Origin of the sequence: Streptomyces sp. 147326 (assembly GCF_045000215.1) — a bacterium.
In the GTDB taxonomy this organism is placed as follows: domain Bacteria; phylum Actinomycetota; class Actinomycetes; order Streptomycetales; family Streptomycetaceae; genus Streptomyces.
Genome location: NZ_CP134201.1, coordinates 1,249,175 through 1,270,633 on the forward strand (window position 1 = coordinate 1,249,175; position 21,459 = coordinate 1,270,633).

At 71.5% G+C, this 21,459-nt stretch carries 19 protein-coding genes and 1 pseudogene; 10 read left to right on the forward strand and 10 right to left on the reverse strand.

The window, feature by feature from the left end:
* Positions 1–2 precede the first annotated feature (2 nt).
* The 5 genes from RIU97_RS05810 to RIU97_RS05830 all read right to left on the reverse strand — a co-directional run bounded on the left by RIU97_RS05810 (position 3) and on the right by RIU97_RS05830 (position 5,311).
* On the reverse strand, positions 3–818 hold the full coding sequence (locus RIU97_RS05810) for an ABC transporter permease (protein WP_404953808.1): 816 nt from the start codon (positions 816–818) through the stop codon (positions 3–5).
* Positions 815–1,807 carry an ATP-binding cassette domain-containing protein gene (locus RIU97_RS05815; protein ID WP_404953810.1) on the reverse strand — a complete coding sequence of 331 codons (993 nt, stop codon included), beginning with the start codon at positions 1,805–1,807 and terminating at the stop codon, positions 815–817. The genes RIU97_RS05810 and RIU97_RS05815 overlap by 4 nt, the downstream gene beginning before the upstream one ends.
* Positions 1,808–1,963: 156 nt before the next feature.
* Positions 1,964–2,326 carry a gamma-glutamylcyclotransferase family protein gene (locus RIU97_RS05820; RefSeq protein WP_404953812.1) on the reverse strand — a complete coding sequence of 121 codons (363 nt, stop codon included), beginning with the start codon at positions 2,324–2,326 and terminating at the stop codon, positions 1,964–1,966.
* Positions 2,323–2,916: an erythromycin esterase family protein gene (locus RIU97_RS05825; RefSeq protein ID WP_404962768.1), complete on the reverse strand. Its 594-nt coding sequence runs from the start codon at positions 2,914–2,916 to the stop codon at positions 2,323–2,325. Before RIU97_RS05825 ends, RIU97_RS05820 begins: the two co-directional genes overlap by 4 nt.
* 331 nt (positions 2,917–3,247) lie before the next feature.
* Positions 3,248–5,311: a SpoIIE family protein phosphatase gene (locus RIU97_RS05830; protein ID WP_404953814.1), complete on the reverse strand. Its 2,064-nt coding sequence runs from the start codon at positions 5,309–5,311 to the stop codon at positions 3,248–3,250.
* A gap of 232 nt (positions 5,312–5,543) precedes the next feature.
* On the opposite strand from RIU97_RS05830, the gene RIU97_RS05835 reads away from it, so the two are divergent.
* Both RIU97_RS05835 and RIU97_RS05840 read left to right on the forward strand, forming a co-directional pair.
* Positions 5,544–5,963, forward strand: a complete 420-nt coding sequence (locus RIU97_RS05835) for a VOC family protein (protein ID WP_404953816.1) — start codon at positions 5,544–5,546, stop codon at positions 5,961–5,963.
* A gap of 195 nt (positions 5,964–6,158) precedes the next feature.
* The gene (locus tag RIU97_RS05840; protein ID WP_404953818.1) at positions 6,159–6,614 is read left to right on the forward strand and encodes a GNAT family N-acetyltransferase; all 456 of its coding nucleotides are present in this window, start codon (positions 6,159–6,161) and stop codon (positions 6,612–6,614) included.
* Between the two features lie 86 nt (positions 6,615–6,700).
* Here RIU97_RS05840 and helR read toward each other — a convergent pair whose 3' ends face one another.
* Entirely contained in the window at positions 6,701–8,884 is a 2,184-nt protein-coding gene (gene helR / locus RIU97_RS05845; protein ID WP_404953820.1) for an RNA polymerase recycling motor ATPase HelR, read from the reverse strand.
* A 408-nt stretch (positions 8,885–9,292) separates the two neighbouring features.
* Between helR and RIU97_RS05850 the strand changes: the two genes are divergently transcribed.
* The gene (locus RIU97_RS05850; RefSeq protein WP_404962769.1) at positions 9,293–9,829 is read left to right on the forward strand and encodes a molybdopterin-dependent oxidoreductase; all 537 of its coding nucleotides are present in this window, start codon (positions 9,293–9,295) and stop codon (positions 9,827–9,829) included.
* On the opposite strand, the gene RIU97_RS05855 is transcribed toward RIU97_RS05850, so the two are convergent.
* On the reverse strand, positions 9,795–10,214 hold the full coding sequence (locus RIU97_RS05855) for a molybdopterin-binding protein (protein ID WP_404953822.1): 420 nt from the start codon (positions 10,212–10,214) through the stop codon (positions 9,795–9,797). The two genes, RIU97_RS05850 and RIU97_RS05855, sit on opposite strands and share 35 nt — an antisense overlap.
* Positions 10,215–10,381: 167 nt before the next feature.
* Positions 10,382–10,714: pseudogene (locus RIU97_RS05860) on the reverse strand (short-chain dehydrogenase); the annotation flags it as partial.
* A gap of 338 nt (positions 10,715–11,052) precedes the next feature.
* On the opposite strand from RIU97_RS05860, the gene RIU97_RS05865 reads away from it, so the two are divergent.
* A complete protein-coding gene (locus RIU97_RS05865; RefSeq protein WP_404953824.1) occupies positions 11,053–11,691 on the forward strand; it encodes a DUF4142 domain-containing protein in 639 nt (212 codons plus the stop codon).
* 9 nt (positions 11,692–11,700) lie between these two features.
* A complete protein-coding gene (locus RIU97_RS05870; protein ID WP_404953826.1) occupies positions 11,701–13,077 on the forward strand; it encodes a DUF1996 domain-containing protein in 1,377 nt (458 codons plus the stop codon).
* A gap of 217 nt (positions 13,078–13,294) precedes the next feature.
* On the opposite strand, the gene RIU97_RS05875 is transcribed toward RIU97_RS05870, so the two are convergent.
* The gene (locus tag RIU97_RS05875) at positions 13,295–14,590 is read right to left on the reverse strand and encodes a PucR family transcriptional regulator (protein ID WP_404953828.1); all 1,296 of its coding nucleotides are present in this window, start codon (positions 14,588–14,590) and stop codon (positions 13,295–13,297) included.
* Between the two features lie 597 nt (positions 14,591–15,187).
* Here RIU97_RS05875 and RIU97_RS05880 point away from each other — a divergent pair.
* The 5 genes from RIU97_RS05880 (at position 15,188) to RIU97_RS05900 (ending at position 20,909) form a co-directional block, all read left to right on the forward strand.
* A complete protein-coding gene (locus RIU97_RS05880; protein ID WP_404953830.1) occupies positions 15,188–15,994 on the forward strand; it encodes a hypothetical protein in 807 nt (268 codons plus the stop codon).
* Positions 15,991–17,439: an NADH-ubiquinone oxidoreductase-F iron-sulfur binding region domain-containing protein gene (locus tag RIU97_RS05885; protein WP_404953832.1), complete on the forward strand. Its 1,449-nt coding sequence runs from the start codon at positions 15,991–15,993 to the stop codon at positions 17,437–17,439. The genes RIU97_RS05880 and RIU97_RS05885 overlap by 4 nt, the downstream gene beginning before the upstream one ends.
* Before the next feature lie 136 nt (positions 17,440–17,575).
* Positions 17,576–18,553 carry an SCO0930 family lipoprotein gene (locus tag RIU97_RS05890; protein WP_404962770.1) on the forward strand — a complete coding sequence of 326 codons (978 nt, stop codon included), beginning with the start codon at positions 17,576–17,578 and terminating at the stop codon, positions 18,551–18,553.
* A 114-nt stretch (positions 18,554–18,667) separates the two neighbouring features.
* The gene (locus RIU97_RS05895) at positions 18,668–19,192 is read left to right on the forward strand and encodes a hypothetical protein (RefSeq protein ID WP_404953834.1); all 525 of its coding nucleotides are present in this window, start codon (positions 18,668–18,670) and stop codon (positions 19,190–19,192) included.
* A 142-nt stretch (positions 19,193–19,334) separates the two neighbouring features.
* Positions 19,335–20,909 (forward strand): alpha/beta hydrolase, encoded by a 1,575-nt coding sequence (locus RIU97_RS05900; RefSeq protein WP_404953836.1) that lies wholly within the window; start codon positions 19,335–19,337, stop codon positions 20,907–20,909.
* A gap of 33 nt (positions 20,910–20,942) precedes the next feature.
* Here RIU97_RS05900 and RIU97_RS05905 read toward each other — a convergent pair whose 3' ends face one another.
* Positions 20,943–21,392: an SRPBCC family protein gene (locus RIU97_RS05905; protein WP_404953838.1), complete on the reverse strand. Its 450-nt coding sequence runs from the start codon at positions 21,390–21,392 to the stop codon at positions 20,943–20,945.
* Positions 21,393–21,459: the final 67 nt, after the last annotated feature.

Consider the following 21,459-nt stretch of genomic DNA (forward strand, 5'->3'; position numbering starts at 1 on the left):
GCTCAGGCCCTGGACCGGTACGCGCGCATGGCCAGGGGCATGAAGACCACCGTGATGCCCGCCGCCCAGATCAGGGACCACATGATCGACCGGCCTGCCGGGGTGCCGAGCAGCAGGCCGCGGAAGGCGTCCGACAGGTAGGTGACGGGGTTGACGTTCACCCAGGCCTGGAGCCAGCCGGGCATCGTGTCGACCTGCACGAACGCGCTGCTCGTGAAGGTGATCGGAAAGATCAGCGTGAAGGCGAAGACCTGCACCTTCTCCGCGTCGCCGGCGAGCATCCCGATCAGCACCGCCGTCCACGAGACGGCGGCGGCGAAGGTCAGGAGCAGCAGGAGCCCGGCGAACAGGCCGGCGGCGCCGCCGGTGACCTCGAAGCCCAGCAGGGTGCCGAGGCCGATCATCAGGAGCATCGCCCAGAGCTGTTTGGCCAGGTCGGCCGTGATCCGCCCGAACAGCGGCGCCCCGCGGGCGATGGGCAGACTGCGGAGGCGGTCGAAGACGCCCTTGGTGAGGTCGGTGTTCAAGGCCATGGCGGTGTACATGCTCATGAAGAGCGTGTTCTGGACGATGATTCCGGCGAGTGCGTACTGGAGGTATTCCTGCGGGGATCCGGCCATCTGTCCGCCGAAGACGTAGGTGAACAGGAACACGAACATGATCGGCGAAATGCTGTAGTCGACGAGTTCGAGCGGGTTGTGCTTGACGGAGACCAGGCTGCGCCATGCCAGGGTCGCGGTCTGCCGCAGGGCCGCCAGGGGACGTACCCGGCCGCTGCCGCCGAGGGTGCCGGCCGGGGAGGCGGAGGCGGTGGTCATGACAGGCTCCCCGCGGTCGCGTACTGCTCGTCGTCGCCCTCGCCCTCCTCGGCCTCCGGCTCGGCCCGGTGGCCGGTCAGGACCATGAACACCTCGTCGAGGGACGAGCGCCGCAGGGTCAGCTCGGCCACCGCGATGCCCGCCTGGTCCAGCCGGCGCACCACGCTCGGCATGAGCTCCGGGTCCTTGACCGGCACGGTGATCTCGTCGCCCTCGATCTTGGCCAGTGGACCCGCTTCCTCGGAGAGCAGGGTGTGCGCGGTGCCGAGATCGGCGGCACGGGCCGGCCGTAGCTGCAGCACCTGCCCGCCGACCTGCGACTTCAGCCCGTCGGGGGTGCCGTCGGCGATCACCCGGCCCTTGTCGATCACGACGATCCTGTCGGCCAGCCGGTCCGCCTCGTCCAGGTACTGCGTGGTCAGCAGGACCGTCACCCCCTCCGCGACGAGGGTGCGCAGCATGTCCCAGACTTCACCGCGGCTGTGCGGGTCGAGTCCGGTGGTCGGCTCGTCCAGGAAGAGGATCTGCGGCCGCCCCACCAGGCTGGCCGCGAGGTCGAGGCGTCGTCGCATGCCGCCGGAGTACGTCTTGGCGGCCCGTCCCGCCGCGTCGCCCAGCTGGAAGCGGGCGAGCAGCTCGGCCGAGCGGGCCCGGGCCGGGCCGCGCGGGAGGCCGAGCAGCCGCCCGATCATCAGCAGGTTCTCCGTGCCGGTCAGGTTCTCGTCCACGGCGGCGTACTGGCCCGTCAGCCCGATCATCGAACGGACCAGGCCCGCCTGCCGTACGACGTCGTACCCGCCGACCTCCGCCCGCCCGCCGTCCGGCCGCAGGAGGGTGGCGAAGATGCGGACGGCGGTCGTCTTGCCCGCTCCGTTGGGACCGAGCAGGCCGAGGACGGTGCCGGCCGGCACCTGAAGGTCCACACCGGCCAGTGCACGGGTCTGCTTGAACCGCTTCGCCAGGCCTTCGGCCCGAATCGCGTACCTCATGGAGATCACCTCGGACGCGGGGTACGTGCTGCCACTTCCCTCAACTGTGACGCACACCACTGACACTGTCCGGGCGAGCGGCCTCCTCCCGCTGCCGGCATGCAGCCACGCACCCACCCGTTGTCACGGCCGGCCCGTTGCGGCAACGGGCGGGGCTCAGGAGGACGCGGCCGGTGCCTCCAGGTAGGCCCACGCCTTCGTGCCCGAGCGCAGGACGACCCGGGTCCTGGCGTAGTCGTCGACCTCGTAGTCGTCCGCCGATGCCAGCTCCTCGTCGGTGATCGAGAAGACGGTGCCCTCGACGGCCTCGCCCTCGTCGGACGAGGCGACCACCAGGGGGTGACGGTCGGTTCCGCTGGCCGCGATCACCTCGGGGTCGGTGATCTCGATGTAGGTCATCCGGTGTCCGGGCAGTGCGTCGGGCGTTCCTTCGAGCAGCCTGCCGAACCGCGCGAGCTGGACCTCGCGGAACTGCAGCGTGCCGTAGGAGAACAACGGGTGAAGGGCCGGGCCGGTCATACGGGGAACCTCCAGGAGCAGTGGTACGGGAACGGGTGGTTGCGTGATCGTCCGTCGGTCACGGGTGAGATCACGGCAGGGGGCGGGAGCACGTCGACTCCGCCACGAAGGCGAGCCCGTCGTAATCCTCGGCGGGTACGAGGGGTGCGAGGTGGAAGCGGTAGGTGAACCGGGGGACGCCGGCGCCGAAGCTGCGCTGGAGGCCGGGGCCGAGCCGGGATTCGACCGAGCGGCCTGCGCCGCCGATCCGGTGCCGGACCGCCCGCCGGGCCGGTGGTGTCGCCGCCCCGGCGGGCCCGGAACTGTCCCTTCCCGAAGAGCAGGCCCAGCGCGTAGTACGCCTCGCCGTGGCGGCGCCGCAGCAGGCTCCCGAGTGCGGGTACGTCCGGGCCGTACGTGCCCTTCGCGATGTGCCCGTTGTACGCCCATACGGCGACCCGGCCGGCCGTGCCGTCCACCAGCGCGTGGACGGCCTCGGCCATGTGGCGGTCCCGGACGGCGTACGGGCTCTCCTCGCCGGGGCCCTCCCGCAGGGGCCGGGTGATCAGAGCGGCGCAGCACGAGGATGCCCGCGTGCCGGATCGCGTCATCGGCCGTCTCGGGACTCGTGCGGGCGGCGAGGCCCTCGCGGTGCTCCGCCGGGAATCCGGCCGGCTGGCGGGCGAGTCCGCGCAGCGCTGCGGGTCGATGCCGCCGTGCGTGGATTCGCCGAGGCCGACGACGCGGACGCCCTTCAGGACCTCGTGCAACGGCTGGAGGTCCTCGTACGGTTCGCCGGCGGAAAGAGTGCTGAGGGGCAGCGCGTTCGCGGCTAACCAGCGCGTGATCGCGTCGGACAAGAGCAGTCTCCTCGGCCGTGGGTGACGGCGGCTCCCGCCTCGGCGGGGGCCGCTCCTGCCGTCACATGATCGTAGTCCGCGTTCACGGTGTGCGGTGGACCCGGGCGAGGACGAGGACGGTGTCATCGGTCGGCGGGGCGGACAGGAGGCGCGCGAGGATGTGATCCGCGAGTTCCTCCAACGTGCCCTGCCCCCGGCCCAGTTCGGCACGCAGCGCGTCCAGGCCGGTCTCGATGTCCCGGCCGCGCGCTTCGATGAGGCCGTCGGTGTAGAGCACGAGGGTCGCGTTCTCGGGCAGTTCGACCTCCGTCGCCCGGAAGGGGCAGCCGCCGACGCCGAGCGGGACTCCCAGGACCTCGTCGACGGTCTCCACCGTCCCGTCCGGGTGGAGCACCACGGGCGGGGGGTGTCCGGCGCTGGCGATGCGGGCGCGTCCGCTCTGCGGGTCGTAGACGATGTAGAGGCACGTCGCGAGCTCGATGCCCGTCTCCTGGGCGCACTCGTCGAGTTCGGTGAGCAGGTCGTCGGGCTCGCTGTCGTGCCGCGACAGGGCCTGGGCGGTGATGCGGAGACGGCCCATGGCGGCGGCCGCCGACACCCCGTGCCCCATCACGTCGCCCACCACGAGCGCGATCCGGCCGTCGGGCAGGTTGATCACGTCGTACCAGTCGCCGCCGACCTCGGTGATCCGGCTGCCGGGCACGTACCGGTGGGCGACGTCCACGTACGGGCTGCTCGCCAGGGCGGTGGGCAGCAGCGCCCGCTGCAGGGTGAGGGCGATGTCCTGGACACGGGAGTAGAGACGGGCGTTGTCGAGGCAGATCGCGGCGCGCGAGGCGAGCTCGCCGGCGAGGTTGACGTCGTCCTGGGTGAAGGGCGGCCGGCTCGCGGACCGGCCGAACATGGCGATGCCCTGCACGGTGCCCCGGGCGATGAGCGGGGCGACGAGGACGCCGGCCACCCCGCTCTCGGCGAAGAGGCGGGCGCGCGACTCGATGGTGACGGTCCGGGCCAGGAACTCCTCGTTCACCACGGCGGAGACGGCGTGACCGGTGCGCAGCATGTCGTGCATGACGGAGCCGGGTGGGTACCGGACCTTGTCCACCCCGCTGACGAGCTCGATCGCCGGCCCGGGCAGGATCGTCCCGGAGGCGATCCTGCGGGTGAACAGCGGCCGCTCCGGGTCGAAGTCCTCCGACTCGTCCATCCACTCCACGACCTCGACCACGGCGCCGTCGCAGAAGTCCGGCATCGACGCGTCGACCAGCTCCTGGGCCGTGACGTTCACGTCGAGGGTGGTCCCGATGCGCGTGGAGGCCCCGTCCAGCAGGGCCAGCCGCCTGCGGCTGGCGGTGGCTTCGAGAATGGCCTGCTCCCGGTCCGTCACGTCCACCATCAGCCCGCCCACTCCGGGGCGCGAGCCGACCGCCTCGCTCAGCGGGAAGAAGCTCACCGACCGCACCTGGTCACGGTCCGGATGTCCCTGCGGGCGCATGCCCACCAGCGCCCCCACGACCGGTTCTCCGCCCTGGGCGACGGCGCGGAGCATGCTCTCGTACTCGCCGCCGTCGGACATGATCATGATCTCGTCCATGCGGCGCCCCAGGTGCGCCTCGATGGGCAGCCCGTCCATGTCGGCGAGCACCTGGTTGAGGTGGATGTACCGGAGGTCGGGGTCGAGCATGACCAGACCGATCGGGCAGGTCTCGAAGAGGGCGTCGAGGAAGGCGAGGTTGGTCTTGACCCGGTCGAGCTCGTCGCTGCGGCTCGCCAGGCCCATCACCACGGGCCGGCTGCCGGCCCCGGTGACGGGGAAGACCCGGAAGCCGCAGTCGAAGGCCGTGCCGTCACGGTGCCGCGCCGCCAGCTGGCCCCTCCAGTACCCCAGGGTCCGGCCCTTCTCCGCCAGCCCGGCACCGGAGGCGGATTCGCCCCCGGCCTCGTCGGCGAAGAGGAGGGCGGCGGGCTTCGACAGGATGGCGGCGGATTCGTACCCGAAGAGCTCCCCCGCGCCGGGGCCCCAGTAGCAGACGAGGCCGCGGTCGTCGATGCCGAAGACAGCCACGCGCACGTGCTCCAGCAGCGTCCCCGGCTCGGACCAGAACGGGCCGTGAGCCTCCTCGCCCCCCGGCCGAGCCGATGGCACGAGACGACCCCTTCCGCCCGTCGGTACCTCCACCCATTATGCGGACGCCACCGTGATTGCGCGGCGGCAGGCAGGAGGACCCCACCGATATGACAATGGGATCCATTTGCATACACGACGCAATCCCCTCGCGGCAGAGCAGCCGCGGGGGCCGGGGAGTCGGGCCGCATCACCGGCGGGGCTTCACCTAATCTGGCACAAAATTGCCGCATCATCGCGAAGGGGAAATCCCGTGCCTTCTCGCCTCAACCCGTACATCAGCTTCAACGGCAACGCCCGGCAGGCCATGGAGTTCTACAAGGGGGTCTTCGGCGGCACCCTGACGGTGAACACGTACGGCGACTTCGGCAGCGGGAAGGAGGCCGGGGGCTCCGACGACATGATCATGCACAGCATGCTCGAGACCGACAACGGCTTCACGCTCATGGGCGCCGACAACCCGCCGGGGTCGGAGATCAAGCCCGGAAACAACATCACGGTGAGCGTGAGCGGGGACGAGGCCGACGAACTGCGCGGCTACTGGGCCAAGCTCTCCGGCGACGGCACGGTCACGGTCCCGCTGGAGAAGCAGATGTGGGGCGACGTCTTCGGCATGTGCACGGACCGCTTCGGCGTCACCTGGATGGTGAACATCGTCCAGCCCCACGGCTGACCCGACGACGCCGGCTCCGCTACCAGCCCGGACCCTCCGGGCCACCCCTCCACGGTGGCGCTCCGGAGGTCCGCGTTGCTCCACCCCGGCACCTGCCGCCGCCGTCCGGCTCCCGCATGATCGATTCCCTGCACCGAAGGAGGAACGCGTGCGCTCCTCCCCCACCGCATTCCTTCGATCACGGGAGCCCGCCACATGTCCGACATCAGCGTGCGTGCCGTACGGGCCGAGGACTTCGCCCAGTGGCGCGCCCTCTACCGCGGCTACGCCGATTTCTACCGGGTGGAGCAGACCGAGGAAGCGGCCGCCACCGTGTGGTCCTGGGTGAACGACCCCGGCCACGAGGTCGGCGCCCTGGTCGCCGAGGACGCCTCCGGCCGCCTCGTCGGCCTGGCCCACTACCGCCCGTTCGCCCGGCCGCTCTCCGCGACGGTCGGCTGCTTCCTCGACGACCTGTTCGTGGCGCCCGAACACCGCGGATCGGGCGCCGCCGACCGGCTGCTCGGCGCCCTGCGCGAGCTCGCGGCCGAGCGCGGCTGGAGCGTGGTCCGCTGGATCACCGCGGACGACAACCACCGCGCGCGGTCGAAGTACGACCAGGTGGCCACCCGCACCATGTGGGTCACCTACGACATGGCACCGGGCCGCTGACCCTGCCGGGGGCCCCGGCCAGGAGGCCCCCGGGCCAGGGCGCCGGCGAGGCCCCGGCCCGGAGGCTACGGGCTACGGGCTACGGGCTACGGGCTCGTGAGGATGACGAGCTGCCGGGTCGCCCGGGTCATCGCGACATAGCGGCTGACGGCTCCTTCGATGCCTTCGCCGAACGTCTCCGGGTCGATCAGGACGACCAGATCGAATTCGAGCCCCTTCGTCAGTTCCGGCGCCAGCTTCCGGACGCGCGACGAGGTCCGGAACGCGTCGCCGCTGCCGCCGTCACCGGCGTCGCCCGTGGCGATGACGCAGGCGACCCCTTCGGCGTGCGCGGCGAGCCAGGTGTCGAGGACCGAGTCCAGCTCCGCGACGGTTCCGTGGGCGACGGGGATGCCGCTGCTGCGGATCGAGGTCGGCACGTTGGCGTCCGGGAGCACGGCGCGGATGGCCGGCTCGGCGTGCGCCATGACCTCTTCCGGCGTGCGGTAGTTGACGCTCAGGGAGGCCACCTCGATCCGGTCGAGCCCGACCCGCTCGAGCCGTTCCCGCCACGACTCCGTGAACCCCTGCCGGGCCTGGGCGCGGTCGCCGACGATGGTGAAGCTGCGGGACGGGCAGCGCAGCAGCAGCATCTGCCACTCGGCGTCGGTCAGTTCCTGGGCCTCGTCGACGACGACGTGCGCGAACGGGCCTGCGAGCAGGTCCGGTTCGGTGCGGGCCAGTGCGTCCTCGTCGACCAGGGTGTCCTGCAGGTCCGCTCCGTGCAGCATTCCCACCGCGCCTTCGCTCTCGTCGAGCACGACGTTCTGCAGCAGGCTGTCGATGGCGTCGGACCGGCGCGCGCGTTCGGCGGCGACGGCCGCGTCGTGCCGGCGCTTGCGTACGGAGGCCTCCGCGTCGCCGAGCCGCTGCCGGGCCGCGTCCAGGAGCGGCAGGTCGGACACCGTCCAGGCCTGCGCGTCCGCGCGCTGCAGCGCGCGCACCTCGTCGGGGCCGAGCCAGGGAGCGCATTTGCGCAGGTAGGCGGGCACCGACCACAGGTCCGCGACGAGGTCGGTCGCCTCGATCATCGGCCACGCCCGGTGGAGGGCCTTGAGCAGCTGCCGGTCCTGCAGCAGCGCCCTCCTCAGCAGGTGGGGCGGGGCATCGCTGTCGTCCTTGTCCATCAGGATCGTGGCGAGCTCCTCCCTGATCTGGTCGTGCGCCTCGTTGTGCGGGGTACCGGATTCCACCGCGTCGAAGGCCACCGCCCAGTCGTCGGCGCTCAGCCAGAGGTCGGACCAGGGGGTCTCGACCTCCATTCCCTCGGTCGGCGGCTCCTCGTAGATGCGGACGGCCGCTTCGACCGCCTTCACCAGGCCGGCGGACGCCTTGAGCCGGGCCACGCCCGGGTCGGTCTCGACCGACGCTCCGGCCCCCTCGGCGACGAGGTCGCGCAGGGTGCACGTCTGCACGCCTTCCTCGCCGAGGCTGGGCAGGACGTCGGCGACGTAGGCCAGGTAGGGCTCGTGCGGACCGACGAACAGCACGCCGCCCCGACGGTGGCCGAGGCGGGGGTCGGAGTAGACGAGGTGCGCGGCCCGGTGCAGGGCGACGACGGTCTTGCCGGTGCCGGGACCGCCGTCGACGACGAGGGCGCCGCGGGATCCCGCCCGGATGACGGCGTCCTGGTCGGCCTGGATGGTGGCGAGCACGTCGCGCATCCGGGCCGACCGGTTGGAGCCCAGGCTGGCGATGAAGGCGGACTGGTCGTCGAGCGCGGCGTGCCCTTCGAGTCCGTCGGCGGTGAACACCTCGTCCCAGTAGTCGCTGATCCGGCCGCGGGTCCAGCGGTACCTGCGGCGGCTCGCCAGACCCATCGGGTTGGCGTGGGTCGCCGCGAAGAACGGCTCGGCCGCGGGGGAACGCCAGTCGACCAGCAGCCGGCGCCCGGTGCTGTCGGTGAGGCCGAGGCGTCCGATGTAGACGGGCTCGGCGCCGTCCGCGCCGACGACGTGTCCCAGGCACAGGTCCAGGCCGAAGCGGCGCAAGGTGCGCAGACGGCTGGTCAGGCGGTGGATCTCCGCATCCCGGTCCATCGCCTCGCGCCCGATGCCGCCGGGCGCCTTGCGGGCGGCCTCAAGGCGGTCGGACAGTTCGGCGATCGATTGCGCGAGGCTTTCCGAGATGGCCGCGAAGTGCTGCTCGTCGCGCTCGATCAGTGCCGCGTCGGCCTTGGCGGCGAGGCGCTCGGGAAGGTCGAACGCACTGGTGGTGGTGAGGGAGTTCACGGCATCAGCTCCGATCCGAGGTCGTACGACGGATAACTCGACAACAGCACACACACGTGGTGGATCTCCCGTTTCTGCAGGTCGGACCTCGGTCCGCGAAGTCTGCCTCACGGCCGGGGCCTTGCCGCAAGCCCCCCGGTGCGCTATAAGTTGAGAGTGGCAAGGAGCGGTTCTACCTCCTTGCCTTTTCCTTTGCCCTCGTGCGCTCTCGCCGACGTCGCCGCGTCCGCGCGCCGTTCCGGCATCCCACCCACACCACGGCCCACCGCGGCCGACGGTGAGACCAACCCCGATTCCAACATCGGCGGCACCACCGTCGAGGTCCGCTTCAGCGAGGTCAGCGGCCCCACCGCCGCCACCAGCGGCGCGACCGTGACCGTCGGCTGCGGCCAGAACGTCGTTCCCAAGATGACGAAGTCTGGGCATCGGACCCGTATGGCCAAACTCATGCTGCACGGAGACCTGGACCACCCGGCGACCCTGAGCGTCGCGGACCTGCGGGAATGGACCCAGCACCGCATGGAGGTGGTGTTCGACTGCGCCGCCGACGGCCCGCAGAACCATGTGTTCGAGGGCGCGCTGCTGCGCGACGTGGTCGCGGGGGCCGGTCCTGCCTTCGACGCCCGGCGGCGCAAGGACCGCTCGCGCTTCCTGCTCGCCGTCAGCGGCGGGGACGGGCACCACACCGTCCTCGCCTGGGCCGAGCTCGACGAGGACTTCGGCGACAGCCCGGTACTGCTGGCCACCCGCCTCGACGGGGAGGAGCTCGACGAGGCGGGCGCGCAGCTGGTGGTCCCCTCGGACCGGTGCGGGGCGCGCTACGTCAGCGCCGTCACGCACGTGTGGTTCGGCTCGCGCTGGCGGCGCCGGACCTCTGACCGGGCCGGCCGGCCCGGCCTCCGACCGGGGATCAGACGGTGGCGAGGGAGATCTCGGTCGACTTGATCAGCGCGACGACCTGCGAGCCGGCGGACAGACCGAGCGCCTCGACTGCGTCGGCGGTAACGGCCGCGGTGAGGTGGCCGCCGTTCACGTTCACCTTCACGGCGGCCATGGCCGGGCCGGCGGCCACGTCGGAGACCGTGCCGGTGAGCTGGTTGCGGATGGAGATGTTCTCGACCGGGCCGGTGGCCAGGGCCACCTCGGTGGCCTTGACGAGCGCCTTGACGCCGGAGCCCGCGGTGATGCCGAGGTCCTTGACGGCGTCGGCGGTGATGGCCGCGGTGATCTCCTGCCCCCCGTCCAGACGGACCTTGACCGTCGCCATGGCCTCGCCGACGGTGACGGCGGTGACGGTGCCTGCGATCTGGTTGCGGATGCTGAGACTCATGAAGGTTCGACCTCTTGCCTGGACACGTCGCGGTACGGAGGGAACCGCCCGAGATCGACCGTAGGGCCCCTCGGTCCGGCTCGCACGGACCCCCTCGCATCCGCAGGCCGGAACCACCCGCCCGGCTGGCCCCTGCCGGTGCGAGCGCCCCCGGCCCCGGGCGGCCGTCAGAGCGGGTCGCCCAGGGGCCCGTACTCCTCTTCCAGGCTCCGGGCCCAGTGGGCGGCGAAGTCCGGTTGCGTGCCGTCGGAGTCGGTGAAGCCGTACTCCTGGTACAGGCCCCACGTGGCCAGGGCCCGCCCGGTCTTGGCCATGATGCCGGGGTCGGCGGCCAGCGCGGCGACGGCCCGGCCGAGGTAGGCGGGGGTCTCGGAGTGGGCGAAGTCCGGGTCCTGGGCAGCGCCGTCGCGCCAGTTCTCCTCGGTGACGCCGAAGTGTTCCAGCAGGACCTCCGAGCGCAGGAAGCCGGGCGTGATGGCCACGGCCGCGACGCCGTGCGGCTTGCGGGCCGGTTGCCGCTGCGGCCGGGACTCGACCTTGCGCCCCCGGCCCGGGCACTGGCCTACTACGGGAACGAGCGGGAAGTCCCGCAGTCCGGCTCCCGGTTGGCGGCCGCGGCAAGATAGCAGCCTTTCGCGGGACCGCCGGGATGTTTGTCCGATGGTGATGTCCTCCCGCAGCGGCGCAACGCCTGGCACTAGCGTCCCGTGACACCCCGGGAATGCGGGTGTGCACCGCACGGCTCGTGCGGACCCTCCTGCCCCGCCACCTTTCCCGGCCCATGGAGCGAGGAGGCACAGTGCTGTCATTGCGGCGGAGATCCTTCAGCAGCTTGTCGGTGGCCACGAGATACACGATCGGAAGCGGTGTCGTCATCACCGCGCTTGCGCTCACCCTGATCGCACTGCTGATACCCGTGGACCGGTTCGGCGGCAGCGCCTCGGCCGCCACCGCGGCGCCCGCGGGCGACGACGACGGCCTCGGAACGATGAGCACGGCCTACGGGCCGCTGACGGCCGCGGACCGGGACTTCATCCGCAAGGTCCGGCTCGCCGGCCTCTGGGAGCTGCCGGCAGGACGGCAGGCCCAGCAGCGCGGGACGCGTCCCCCGATCCGCACGGCCGGGGACCACCTCGTCGAGGGCCACACCAAGCTGGACCGGGAAGTCATCCAGGTCGGCCAGGCCCTCGGCGTCGATCTGCCCAACCAGCCCTCCGCCCAGCAGCAGGAATGGCTGGGCCAGATGACCCGCGCCAAGGGGGATGAATACGAACGACTGTTCATCAAACTGTTGCGCCGAGCGCACGGAAAGGTCTTCGGACTGGTGGCCGTGATCCGGGCGCAGACCCGCAACTCCATGGTGCGAGCCCTCGCCACGTCCGCCAACACCACGGTCCTGGACCACATCACGGTCCTCGAAGACAGCGGACTGGTCGACTTCGACTCGCTCTCCGACAATGTCCCACCGACGAAGTGAAGTGATCGCATGAGTCAAAAGGGCCACAAACGCCCCCGGTTGTCGAACAAGCTCCTGGCCGTGGTCTCCGCCCTCGTGCTGGGCGGTGGCGGGGTCGCCATCGTCGCCGGAAACGCGTCCGCGGGGCAGGAGGGCGGCCGTTCGGCGCAACTGACGGCGACCATCGACTGCCCCGACGTCGGGGAGAAGATCACCGCCGTGCCCGAGCAGGCCAAGGCCGAGGTGGACGAGGGCCTCGCCAAGCTGGACGACCAGGTGGCCGATGCCTACCGGCGGCTCGCCGCCGGCGAGGCGAAGGGCGACGCCCTCCTCGGCGAGCTCAAGGAACAGCGGGACAAGACCATCAACGGCATGGCCGACGCGATCGGCCGTTCCGGCCAACCTCCTGCGGAAATAAAGCAGTTGAGCGGCTGCGCGATGAAGAAGGCGCCCGCCGCGGACGACGTCCAGGCGGGCGGGGGCGGCGAGCAGGGTGCCGCCGCCAAGAACGGCGCCGGGCAGAAGGGCGGTCCCGCGCGGAGCGACTTCGTCAACATCACCAAGATCAAGCCGAACGTACGCACCCCCGCCAACGCGGGGAACGCCTCCAAGGGGTCCTTCAGCTCCCAGTGCGGCCGCAACGAGAACGGCCACTTCAACCCGGACAACGTGATCGTCGCCCCCGGTGTCTCCAACGGCGCCCACCACATGCACGACTACGTGGGCAACAAGACCACCGACGCCTTCTCCACCAACGACAGCCTCGCCGCCTCCGGCACCACCTGCGGGAACGGTGACCAGTCGAGCTACTACTGGCCCGTGCTGCGGCTGCGCGACGGCAAGGCGGAGAAGGACGCCAAGGCTCCCGGCGGCGGCCAGGACGCCAACGTGGGCACCATCCTCCAGCCGAAGCAGGTGTCGATCACCTTCAAGGGCAGTCCCGCCGACAAGGTCACCGCGATGCCCCGGTTCCTGCGCATCATCACCGGTGATGCCAAGGCCTTCACCAACGGCAATGCCAACGCCAACGCCTCGTGGAGCTGCACCGGATTCGAGAACCGCCAGCTGAAGGACAAGTACCCGGTCTGCCCCAAGGGCAGCGACGTGGTGCGCAGCTTCACCTTCCAGAGCTGCTGGGACGGCAAGAACGTCGACAGCGCCAACCACCGGACGCACGTGGCTTTCCCGGACAAGAACGGCCGCTGCCAAAAGGGCTTCAAGGCCATCCCGCAGCTGGTGATGCGCCTCACGTACGGGGTGGCGCCGGGTGCCCGCTTCGCCGTGGACAGCTTCCCCGAGCAGCTGCACAAGCCGGTGACCGACCACGACGACTTCATCAACGTGATGTCGAACGGCCTGATGAACAAGGCCGTGAGCTGCATCAACGACGGGCGCACCTGCCGCTGACCTCCCTCCTCCCTGGTCCGCACCGGTCCGGTTCCTCGCGATCCGGGCCGGTGCGGACCCCTTTGCTCCCGGGCCGGGCGCTCCCCTCCCCCACCACCGCGCCCGGCCCGGGAAAGGTGTTGGCCCGGAGCCGGCTTCGGGCCAACACCGCACACAAGAGCCCGGCCCGGCCCCGTGACGACGGGGCCGGGCCGGGCTCTTGCGGTTCAGTGGCCTTTCAGAGGCCGTTGACGCGGGCCATGCGCCCGACGACGACGGGGGTGAAGTCCGCGGTGATCACGCGCGCCGCCCTGCGGCTCACGCGCGAGTGCTGGCGCCGCACCTGGGCCATCAGCCGGCGGCTGCGCAGGGCCATCTCCAGTTCGAAGCGGGTACGGGGGTCGCGCAGGCCGGTCCCGAAGAGCTTCTCCAGCTGGCGCATCCGGTAGCGCACGGTCTGCGGGTGCACGCTCAGGGCTTTGGCGGCCTCGGGGGCGCCGCCGCCCTCCAGCCAGGCGAGCAGGGTCACCTCCAGGCGCTCGCTCTGGCGCGGGGTCAGGTCGGCCAGCGGCCGCAGCCACCGGGCGGCCAGCGCGTGGGCGAGCGGTTCGTCCTGGAGCAGCAGCAGGGTCGAGAGGTGGTCGTCCACGAACACGGCCCGCAGCTCCAGGCCCGGGCGGGCGGGCGTCAGGGCGAACAGCCGCAGTGCCCAGCGCAGCGAGGAGGCCGTGTCCCGGAGCGGGACCGCGTGGCCGACGGCCGCGAACCGGCCGCGCAGCAGCTGGTCCAGAGGGGCGCGGCTGTCGGGGTCGGGGCTGGGGCTGGGGACCAGCAGGCACGGCCGGCCCGCGAACGAGCCGGCGAGGGCCTCGGGCAGTACGGAGGCGAGCTGCTGGGCCTCGACGGGCGTGGCCGGCACGATGGCCCGTACGGCCGGCGGGAGGGGCCAGCCGGCCGCCTCGGCGAGCTCGGCGAGTGAACTCTCGGAAGCCGCCCGGTCATCGGTGAGCGCCTTGAAGAGGTCCTCGCGTGCGCGGTCGCCGTCACCGACGCTCTCGCGCGTATCCGCTCGAACGCCCTCGCGGACGCCCTCGTAGCGGCCCTCGTGCGTGACCTCGCACGCGTCGTTCCTCTCGACCGTGATTCCGGCCTTGATCCGGGCCTTGGTCTCGGCCCTGGTCTCGCGCCTGGGCTCGGCCGCGACTTCGCCCGTGTCCGTGTCCGCGATGTCGTCCTCACTCTCGTCCGGGCCCTCGTCCGGGTCCTCGTCCCGGTCCTGGTCCTCGTACTTGTCCGGTGTCTGTTCCCGGGTTTGCTTCTGGTAGCCGAGCGCGGTGAGGAGAGCCTCTTCCACGCACTGCCTGAGCAACTCGTCATCGATGGCATCGTTGTCATCGATAAGGGCGGAAAATTCCGGAATTCCATGCAGAAGCTCCTCCACTATCTCGGCGGCCAGCGCGGGCAGTTCTTTGCGCAGGACGCGGGTCCACTCGCCACGCGGGCGGGACCAGATGCGGTTCAGAAGTTCGCACATCGTTTCCTCGTTCGTGCCGGGGTGAGGCTTGTCCGGGGAAGAGCGACAAGCCCGCCGAGGTTGCCCCCCGCGCCAACAACGTTGTCTGGCACAGGAGTTGCGGCCCTCGTACTCCCTCCTGGAGAGGTCCGGCCACTTACGGCCCCGTGATTTTGCGGTAATTTTGCCGTCGGGGACGCGTAGGTGACAGGCGGCGCGGTGGCCAGTCGCAACCTCCGCTGGAGGGGAATCTTCCGGTGTTGTTCGATGCGTCGGAGACGCGGTGCGAGAAATTATCACGTTTCGATAAATCCCGTGGAGCTGGTGTGCAGCTCCACGATGCTGCTGCACTCCGGCCCCAAGTTCCCTCGGCCGGCGCGGAGTTTCACAGCGCTGCCGGGCACAGAGGACACAACGACCCCCGGGTGCCCGAGCGCCAGGTGGAGTGCTCGGAGCCCAGGCGCACAGGAGAACTGGATGCCCCTGCCCCAGCCTCACATGCCCCGCTCACACAGAGCCCGCCGCAGAAGCCGTCACGCGGCAGCGGCACCGGCCGCCGGCCGGCGGGCCGTCCGGCGGCCCTCCCTCCTTCCCACCGCCGGCAGACTGCGCCCCGGCGTGATCTGCGCCGCCGGCGCGGCCATCGTCTCCCTCGCCGTGGCCGCCCGCGCGGGCGCCCTGACCCATCTGTGGGACTTCCTCGACTACGGGGCGGGCGTGCTCTCGCTCGTCTCGCTCACCTCAACCGTCCTGTGGGGGCTGGTGGCCAGCGACCGGCTCCTGCTGGGGTCGGGCCACCGGCTGCTCGCCCAGGGCGTGCACCGCGGCCTCGCGGTGGCGGGGCTGGGCTTCCTGGCCCTCCACATCTGGGTCAAGATCGCGGAACAGCGGACGACGGCGGCTTCGGCGGCGGTGCCGTTCACGGACGTCGGCCAGCCGGTCCTGATCGGCCTCGGCTCGCTGGCCGGATACCTCTTCCTCGCCGTTGCGGTCTCCGGTGCGGTGCGCAGCGCCTTCGCCACCAAGGGCCGCTCCCTGTGGTGGCGGGCCCTGCACTTCGGGGCCTATCCCGCATGGGGCGCGTCCCTGGTGCACGGGCTGAAGGCGGGCCGGCCCGCCGACCTCTGGGTCACGGCGGCCTACGCCCTGTGCCTGGCCGGCGTCGCCGGAGTGCTCGCCTTCCGTCTCAAGTCCCGGATGAGCGACGTGACGTCCCGGCCGCCCGCACCACAGGCCGTGGCGCAGCCGTCCGTTGTGCTGGCGGCCGTGCCCCGGCCGAGGCGGGGCACCCGTCCGGTCCCGTTCGACCGTCCGGCGGCGCCGCCCGGGCCCGACGACCCGCCGCGTACCGCCGTGTACGCGCGGAGCCGGGCCGGCGGCGGCCCGGTGGAGGAGCAGTTCGCCACCCGGGAGCAGCGGCTGTGACCGGCGACCCGACCCCCAGCCTGGGCTGCGTGGGCGCCCCCCGGCTGCTGGCCGGGCTCGACCAGGCCCCCCGGCTCGACCGGGTCGCCCATCTCACCACGCACGGCTCGCTGCCCCGGTACCGGCCGGAAGAGCTCGTCGACCTCGCCGACAACATCGACCTGCGGGGTCGCGGCGGGGCGGGCTTCCCCTTCTCCCGGAAGCTGCGCGCGGTCATGCGGTCCGCCCGGGCGCGCGAAGGACAGACCGCCGTCGTCGTCAACGGCAGTGAGGGCGAGCCGAGTTGCCTCAAGGACACCGCGCTGTTGCTGCACGCCCCGCACCTGGTGCTCGACGGGGCCCTGCTGGCCGCCGCCGCGATCTCCGCCGAGGACGTCGTGGTCGGGGTCACGAGGACGGACGTGGAGCAGTCGGTACGGGCGGCCGTCGCGGAACGCGGCCCGGCCGGACGCCGGGTCCGGGTGGCGCTGCTCCCCGAACGCTTCGTCACCGGAGAGGGAACCGCCCACATCAACGGTTTGAACGGGGGGGAGACGCTGCCGTCCGGGCAGAAGGTGCGGACCAGCGAGCGAGGCCTGAACGGCGTGCCCACCCTGCTGTCCAACACCGAGACCTTCGCCCAACTCGCCGTCGCCGCCAGGCTCGGCGCGCTGGACTACCGTACGGCCGGCCTGCCGGCCGAGCCGGGCACCGTCCTGCTGACCGTCGCCGGCTCCACCGTCGTCGAGACACCGACCGGGGCCGCGCTGTCGTACATCCTGGAACTGTGCGGCACCGGTCCCGGCCAGGGCGTACTGGTCGGCGGCTATCACGGCAAATGGCTGGATCCCGGGTCCGCCCGCGCCGCGGAGGTGTCCCGGCAGTCCCTCGACTCGCTCGGCGCGCGGCTGGGCGCGGGAGCGGTCCTGCCGCTGCCCGAGGACACCTGCCCGGCCGGCGAGGTGGCACGGGTGACCCGCTGGATGGCGAAGGAGTCGGCCGGCCAGTGCGGCCCCTGCGTACGGGGGCTGCCGGCACTGGCCGACGTACTGGAGGACGCGATCCGGGGAGGGGGCGCGAGCGCCCTCGAAACGATGGAGGCGCGGCTCAAGGCGGTCCTGGGCCGCGGCGCGTGCAGTCATCCCGACGGCACCTCGCGCTTCGTGGCCTCGGCGCTCAGCGTGTTCCCGGACGAGTTCCGGGACCACGCCCTCGGCAGCGGGTGCGGCCGACGGGTGCTGGGGGCGCTGCCGCTGCCGCAGGACGAGAGTCCGGAGCGGCTGGTCGTGGACTGGACCCTGTGCAAGGGGCACGGCCTGTGCGTGGACATCCTGCCCGACGTCGTACGGCTCGACGCGGACGGCTTTCCGGCGCAGGCGTCCATGCCCGTGCCGGGGCGGCTGCGGCCGAAGGCGCTGCGCGCGGTGCGGCGCTGCCCGGCCCTCGCCCTGCGCATCCAGGACTGAACCATTGCGCCGGGTTCAATCTTGGCGCGATCTGACAAATTCCCAGGGAATTCCGCTTCCACCGCCCGGAGCCCCGTATCAATTACCGGGGGCAAGAAAACGCGGAACCGAACCTGAAGGAGAGATCGTGAACAGGATGCGTCGTGAGATATTCGCCGGGTCGGCGGTCGCGGTAATTCTGATGACCGCCGCATGCGGCACCGGAGACAATTACTCGGGAAAGGGGAGTTCTGTCCAGCCGGTGGGCGACAGCAAACAGGTCGGGAACGGCTACGACGACGTCTACGGAAGCGGATCCGGGGCCGACCCGGGCGCGGCCGGCAAGAGCGGCCCGGCCGGGCAGCTGAAGGTGCAGGACATCGCGGAGCTCGGCGCGGGGGTCACCGACAGCCAGGGCTTCACCCTCTACCGGTTCGACAAGGACACGCCCAAGCCCCCCAAGTCCAACTGCGAGGGGGACTGCGCCACGACCTGGCCCCCCGTGGCCGCGGACGACGCCGAGGCCGGTGAAGGCATCGACAAGACCCTCCTCGGTTCGGTCGAACGAGCCGACGGCACCCGGCAGCTGACGCTCGCGGGATGGCCCGTGTACCGCTACGCGAAGGACGCCAAGGCGGGCGACACGCTCGGCGAGGGCGTCGGCGGAACCTGGCACGTGCTGGGACCCGGCGGGAAGCCGGCCGCTCCGGCCAAGGGCGGGGCGGACAAGGGCGGGGCGGACAAGACCGGGAAGGACGGCGCGGCGCAGCAGCTCACCGAACTCGCCGTCAATCAGAATGCCGAACTCGGCCCCATCCTCTCGGACGCGGAGGGCCGGACGCTCTACCGGTTCGACAAGGACAGCGCCTGGCCCATGAAAATCGGCTGCGTGGACGCCTGCACGGACACCTGGAAGCCCGCCGAGCCGGTCGACAAGGCGAATGTTAAGGGAATTGCCGCCGAATTGATCGGCAAGGTGAAGCGGCCCGACGGCAGTGAGCAATTGACGATCGACTGCTGGCCGGTCTATACGTTCACCGGCGACAAGGAACCCGGGGACATCAGCGGGCACAACAACAAGAACCTCTGGTTCGCCGTCACCGACAAGGGCAAGAAGGCGAAGGTAGTCGGCTAGGACCGGACCGGTCCCTCCCGGCGCCCCCGCCCCCCTGCCCCCTCTACGCGTGGTGCCCGGGCCCTCCCCTCCCGGGCACCACGACCCCCGCCCCGATCAGCCAGTGAGGTCGCCATGCCCTCGTCCACCTACCGCCGCACCCGCCGGACGGGCTCGTCCCGTGCGGCCTTCGCCGCACTGTGCGTCACGGCCCTCCTGTGCGGCGGGTGCGGCACAGGGAAGGCTGCCGCGCACCGCACCCCGGCCTCCGCGCACCAGACCTCGATCGAGGAGATCGCCACGGCCATCGGCTGCACCGCCGAAGTGAGCGTGGAGGCCGACGAACTGCGGCAGGGGGGCTGCGAGACCGGGCCGGGCGGCCCCTACCGGATGGTCACCTTCGCCGCCGAGCAGGGGCTGCGCTCCTGGCTGGCCGAGGCCCGGAACTACGGCGGCATCTATCTGGTCGGGGACCGGTGGATCGTCACCGCCCGCTCGGAGGACGCCCTGGCCGTGGTGCGCGGCCGGCTCGGCGGCTCCCTGGAGACCGGCGACACGCACGCCGGCCCGTCCGAGCACGCGGGCAGCCCCGCAGAGCACGCCGGCCCTTCCGAACACGGCGCCCCCTCCGCACACGCCGACCACTCCGCTCGTCCCTGAACCTCCACGGCGTGTCGGCCAGTTGTTCTGATTTCAGCTCATTCGTGAGGAGCACGAGGCACGGCCCTTCGGGATGATTCGGCAGGCGCCCGCATACAACAGGGTTGACCTGTAAGCGACTTCACCGAAAGGAACCGCCTTCGTGCGCCTGAAACGCTTCGCACCGCTGCTCGCCGCCGCCGGACTCGTCGCGTCTACCGTGCCCCTGCTGTCCGCGACCCAGGCATCGGCCGCCCCGGCATCGGACCACCTGCGGCAGAAACCCGCCTGGCACCGCTGCAGCCCCGAGCTGCCGGCCTCGTACGAGTGCGCCACGCTCAAGGTTCCGCTCGACTACCGGCGTCCCGACGGCCGCACGATCGACCTCGCCATATCCCGGATGAAGAGCGAGAATCCGGCCAAGCGGCACGGCGCCATGCTGCTGAACCCCGGTGGCCCCGGCGGTTCCGGGCTGGACCTGCCGCTGATGATGAACGAGGCGATGCCCAAGGAGGTCCGCGAGCAGTACGACCTCATCGGCTTCGACCCGCGCGGGGTCGGCGCCAGCAGCCCGATCACCTGCGGACTGGACGACGCCGAGCAGGACTTCAACCGGGCCTACCGTCCGGAGACCTTCGACGCCGACGTGACGTGGGCGCGCACCGTCGCCGACAAGTGCCGCGAGAAGGCCGGTTCGGTGCTTCCGTACATCACCACCCGCAACACGGCGCGCGACATGGACACGATCCGCGCGGTGCTGGGCGAGCGCAAGCTCTCGTACCTGGGCTACTCGTACGGGACCTACCTCGGCGCGGTGTACTCGCAGATGTTCCCGGACCGCACGGACCGCTTCGTGCTCGACAGCGGCGTGGACCCGCAGCGGATCTGGCGCGGCATGATCCAGGTCTGGGCCACCGAGGCCGAGCCCGCGTTCGCGCGGTGGACCCAGTGGGCGGCGCAGCGGTCGGCGGAACACCAGCTGGGTGACAGCCCGGAGGCCGTGTCCGAGACGTTCTGGGGGCTGGTGGCGCGCGCCGACAAGGAGCCCATCGACTTCGAAGGCATGAAGGTCGACGGCGACATGATCCGCTCCGCGCGCGCGGTGTTCTTCTACCCGGCGCAGGCCACTCCCATGATCGTGGCCCTGAAGGCCGCGGCCGAGGGCAAGCCGCTGCCCGCGGGCACGACCCTGACCGAGATGAAGCGGCTGCTGACCGGCGGCGCGGCGGCCGAGCCCGCCTCGGACAACGGCACGGCCGTCTTCTGGGCGGTGGCGTGCGGGGACACCGGCAGCTGGCCGCGCTACACGGAGCAGTACGAGCGGGACGCGGCGAAGGACAAGGCGAGGTACCCGCTGTACGGGGACTTCGCGTCCAACATCAAGCCGTGCGCCTTCTGGGACCGGCCGGTCGAGGCGGCCACGCCGATGAACAAGAAGGCGAACGTGCTGACCGTGCAGAACGAGTGGGACTCACAGACCCCGCTCGTCAGCGGGCAGGGCCTGCACCGCGCGCTCAAGGGCTCGCGGATGGTGCTGGCGGCCGGCGGTGAGGGCCACGGGGTGTACCTCGCCGACCCCGCCTCCTGCGCCAACGCGCCGGTCCACGCGTACCTGACCACGGGCAAGCTGCCCGCCCAGGACGTGACCTGCCAGAACCCGGCGAGCGCTGCCGAGCAGCGCGGGTCCCTGGCCCCGTCGAAGCCGCTGCCGATCCCGGCCGGGCCCGGGCGGTTCTGACACCGCCCGGATGATGGTCGGCCGGACGGCCGGTCAAGCGCGGGACGCCTCTGCGGCAGCCTTGATACGGCGGCCGAAATCGGGGGCGTCCTTGCGCGCGGCGCTCACCGCGATACCGGCGAGCAGCTTGCCGAGGCCGTGGCCGTGCAGGGTGTTGAAGATCCGGACCCGGGTGCGGCCGCCGGGGAGGGCGTCGAGGTCGTAGCCGCCCTCGGCGGTGACCAGGTTCTTGCTCTGCTCGGTCCAGCGGATCAGGTGCGGCGGGTCGAAGCCGACGATGCGGAACTCGCGGGCGGTCTTCATCCCGGCGTCCTTGACCGTGCTGCGGAAGACCGTGCCGAGGGCCGTGGGGCCGTCCGGGGTCCTGGTGATCTCCTGGACGCGCGGGCTGAAATCCGGGTCGTTGCGCCCGTCGGCGAGGTAGGCGAAGACCTCCTCGACCGGCCGGTCGATCTCGACGCTCGCCTCGAACTGTCCGGACATGTCGGCTCCTCGGTGTGACTGCACCTGTGGTCCACGATCCCAGAACGTCACCCCGTGCGCGCGCCGA

What these genes read in the sequence shown, in the direction of transcription:
- RIU97_RS05810 (WP_404953808.1), bottom strand. Translation starts at nt 818, where the DNA reads ATGACCACCGCCTCCGCCTCCCCGGCCGGCACCCTCGGCGGCAGCGGC.
- RIU97_RS05815 (WP_404953810.1), bottom strand. Translation starts at nt 1,807, where the DNA reads ATGAGGTACGCGATTCGGGCCGAAGGCCTGGCGAAGCGGTTCAAGCAG.
- RIU97_RS05820 (WP_404953812.1), bottom strand. Translation starts at nt 2,326, where the DNA reads ATGACCGGCCCGGCCCTTCACCCGTTGTTCTCCTACGGCACGCTGCAG.
- RIU97_RS05825 (WP_404962768.1), bottom strand. Translation starts at nt 2,916, where the DNA reads ATGACGCGATCCGGCACGCGGGCATCCTCGTGCTGCGCCGCTCTGATC.
- RIU97_RS05840 (WP_404953818.1), top strand. Translation starts at nt 6,159, where the DNA reads ATGTCCGACATCAGCGTGCGTGCCGTACGGGCCGAGGACTTCGCCCAG.
- RIU97_RS05850 (WP_404962769.1), top strand. Translation starts at nt 9,293, where the DNA reads ATGACGAAGTCTGGGCATCGGACCCGTATGGCCAAACTCATGCTGCAC.
- RIU97_RS05855 (WP_404953822.1), bottom strand. Translation starts at nt 10,214, where the DNA reads ATGAGTCTCAGCATCCGCAACCAGATCGCAGGCACCGTCACCGCCGTC.
- RIU97_RS05870 (WP_404953826.1), top strand. Translation starts at nt 11,701, where the DNA reads ATGAGTCAAAAGGGCCACAAACGCCCCCGGTTGTCGAACAAGCTCCTG.
- RIU97_RS05875 (WP_404953828.1), bottom strand. Translation starts at nt 14,590, where the DNA reads ATGTGCGAACTTCTGAACCGCATCTGGTCCCGCCCGCGTGGCGAGTGG.
- RIU97_RS05890 (WP_404962770.1), top strand. Translation starts at nt 17,576, where the DNA reads ATGCGTCGTGAGATATTCGCCGGGTCGGCGGTCGCGGTAATTCTGATG.
- RIU97_RS05895 (WP_404953834.1), top strand. Translation starts at nt 18,668, where the DNA reads ATGCCCTCGTCCACCTACCGCCGCACCCGCCGGACGGGCTCGTCCCGT.
- RIU97_RS05905 (WP_404953838.1), bottom strand. Translation starts at nt 21,392, where the DNA reads ATGTCCGGACAGTTCGAGGCGAGCGTCGAGATCGACCGGCCGGTCGAG.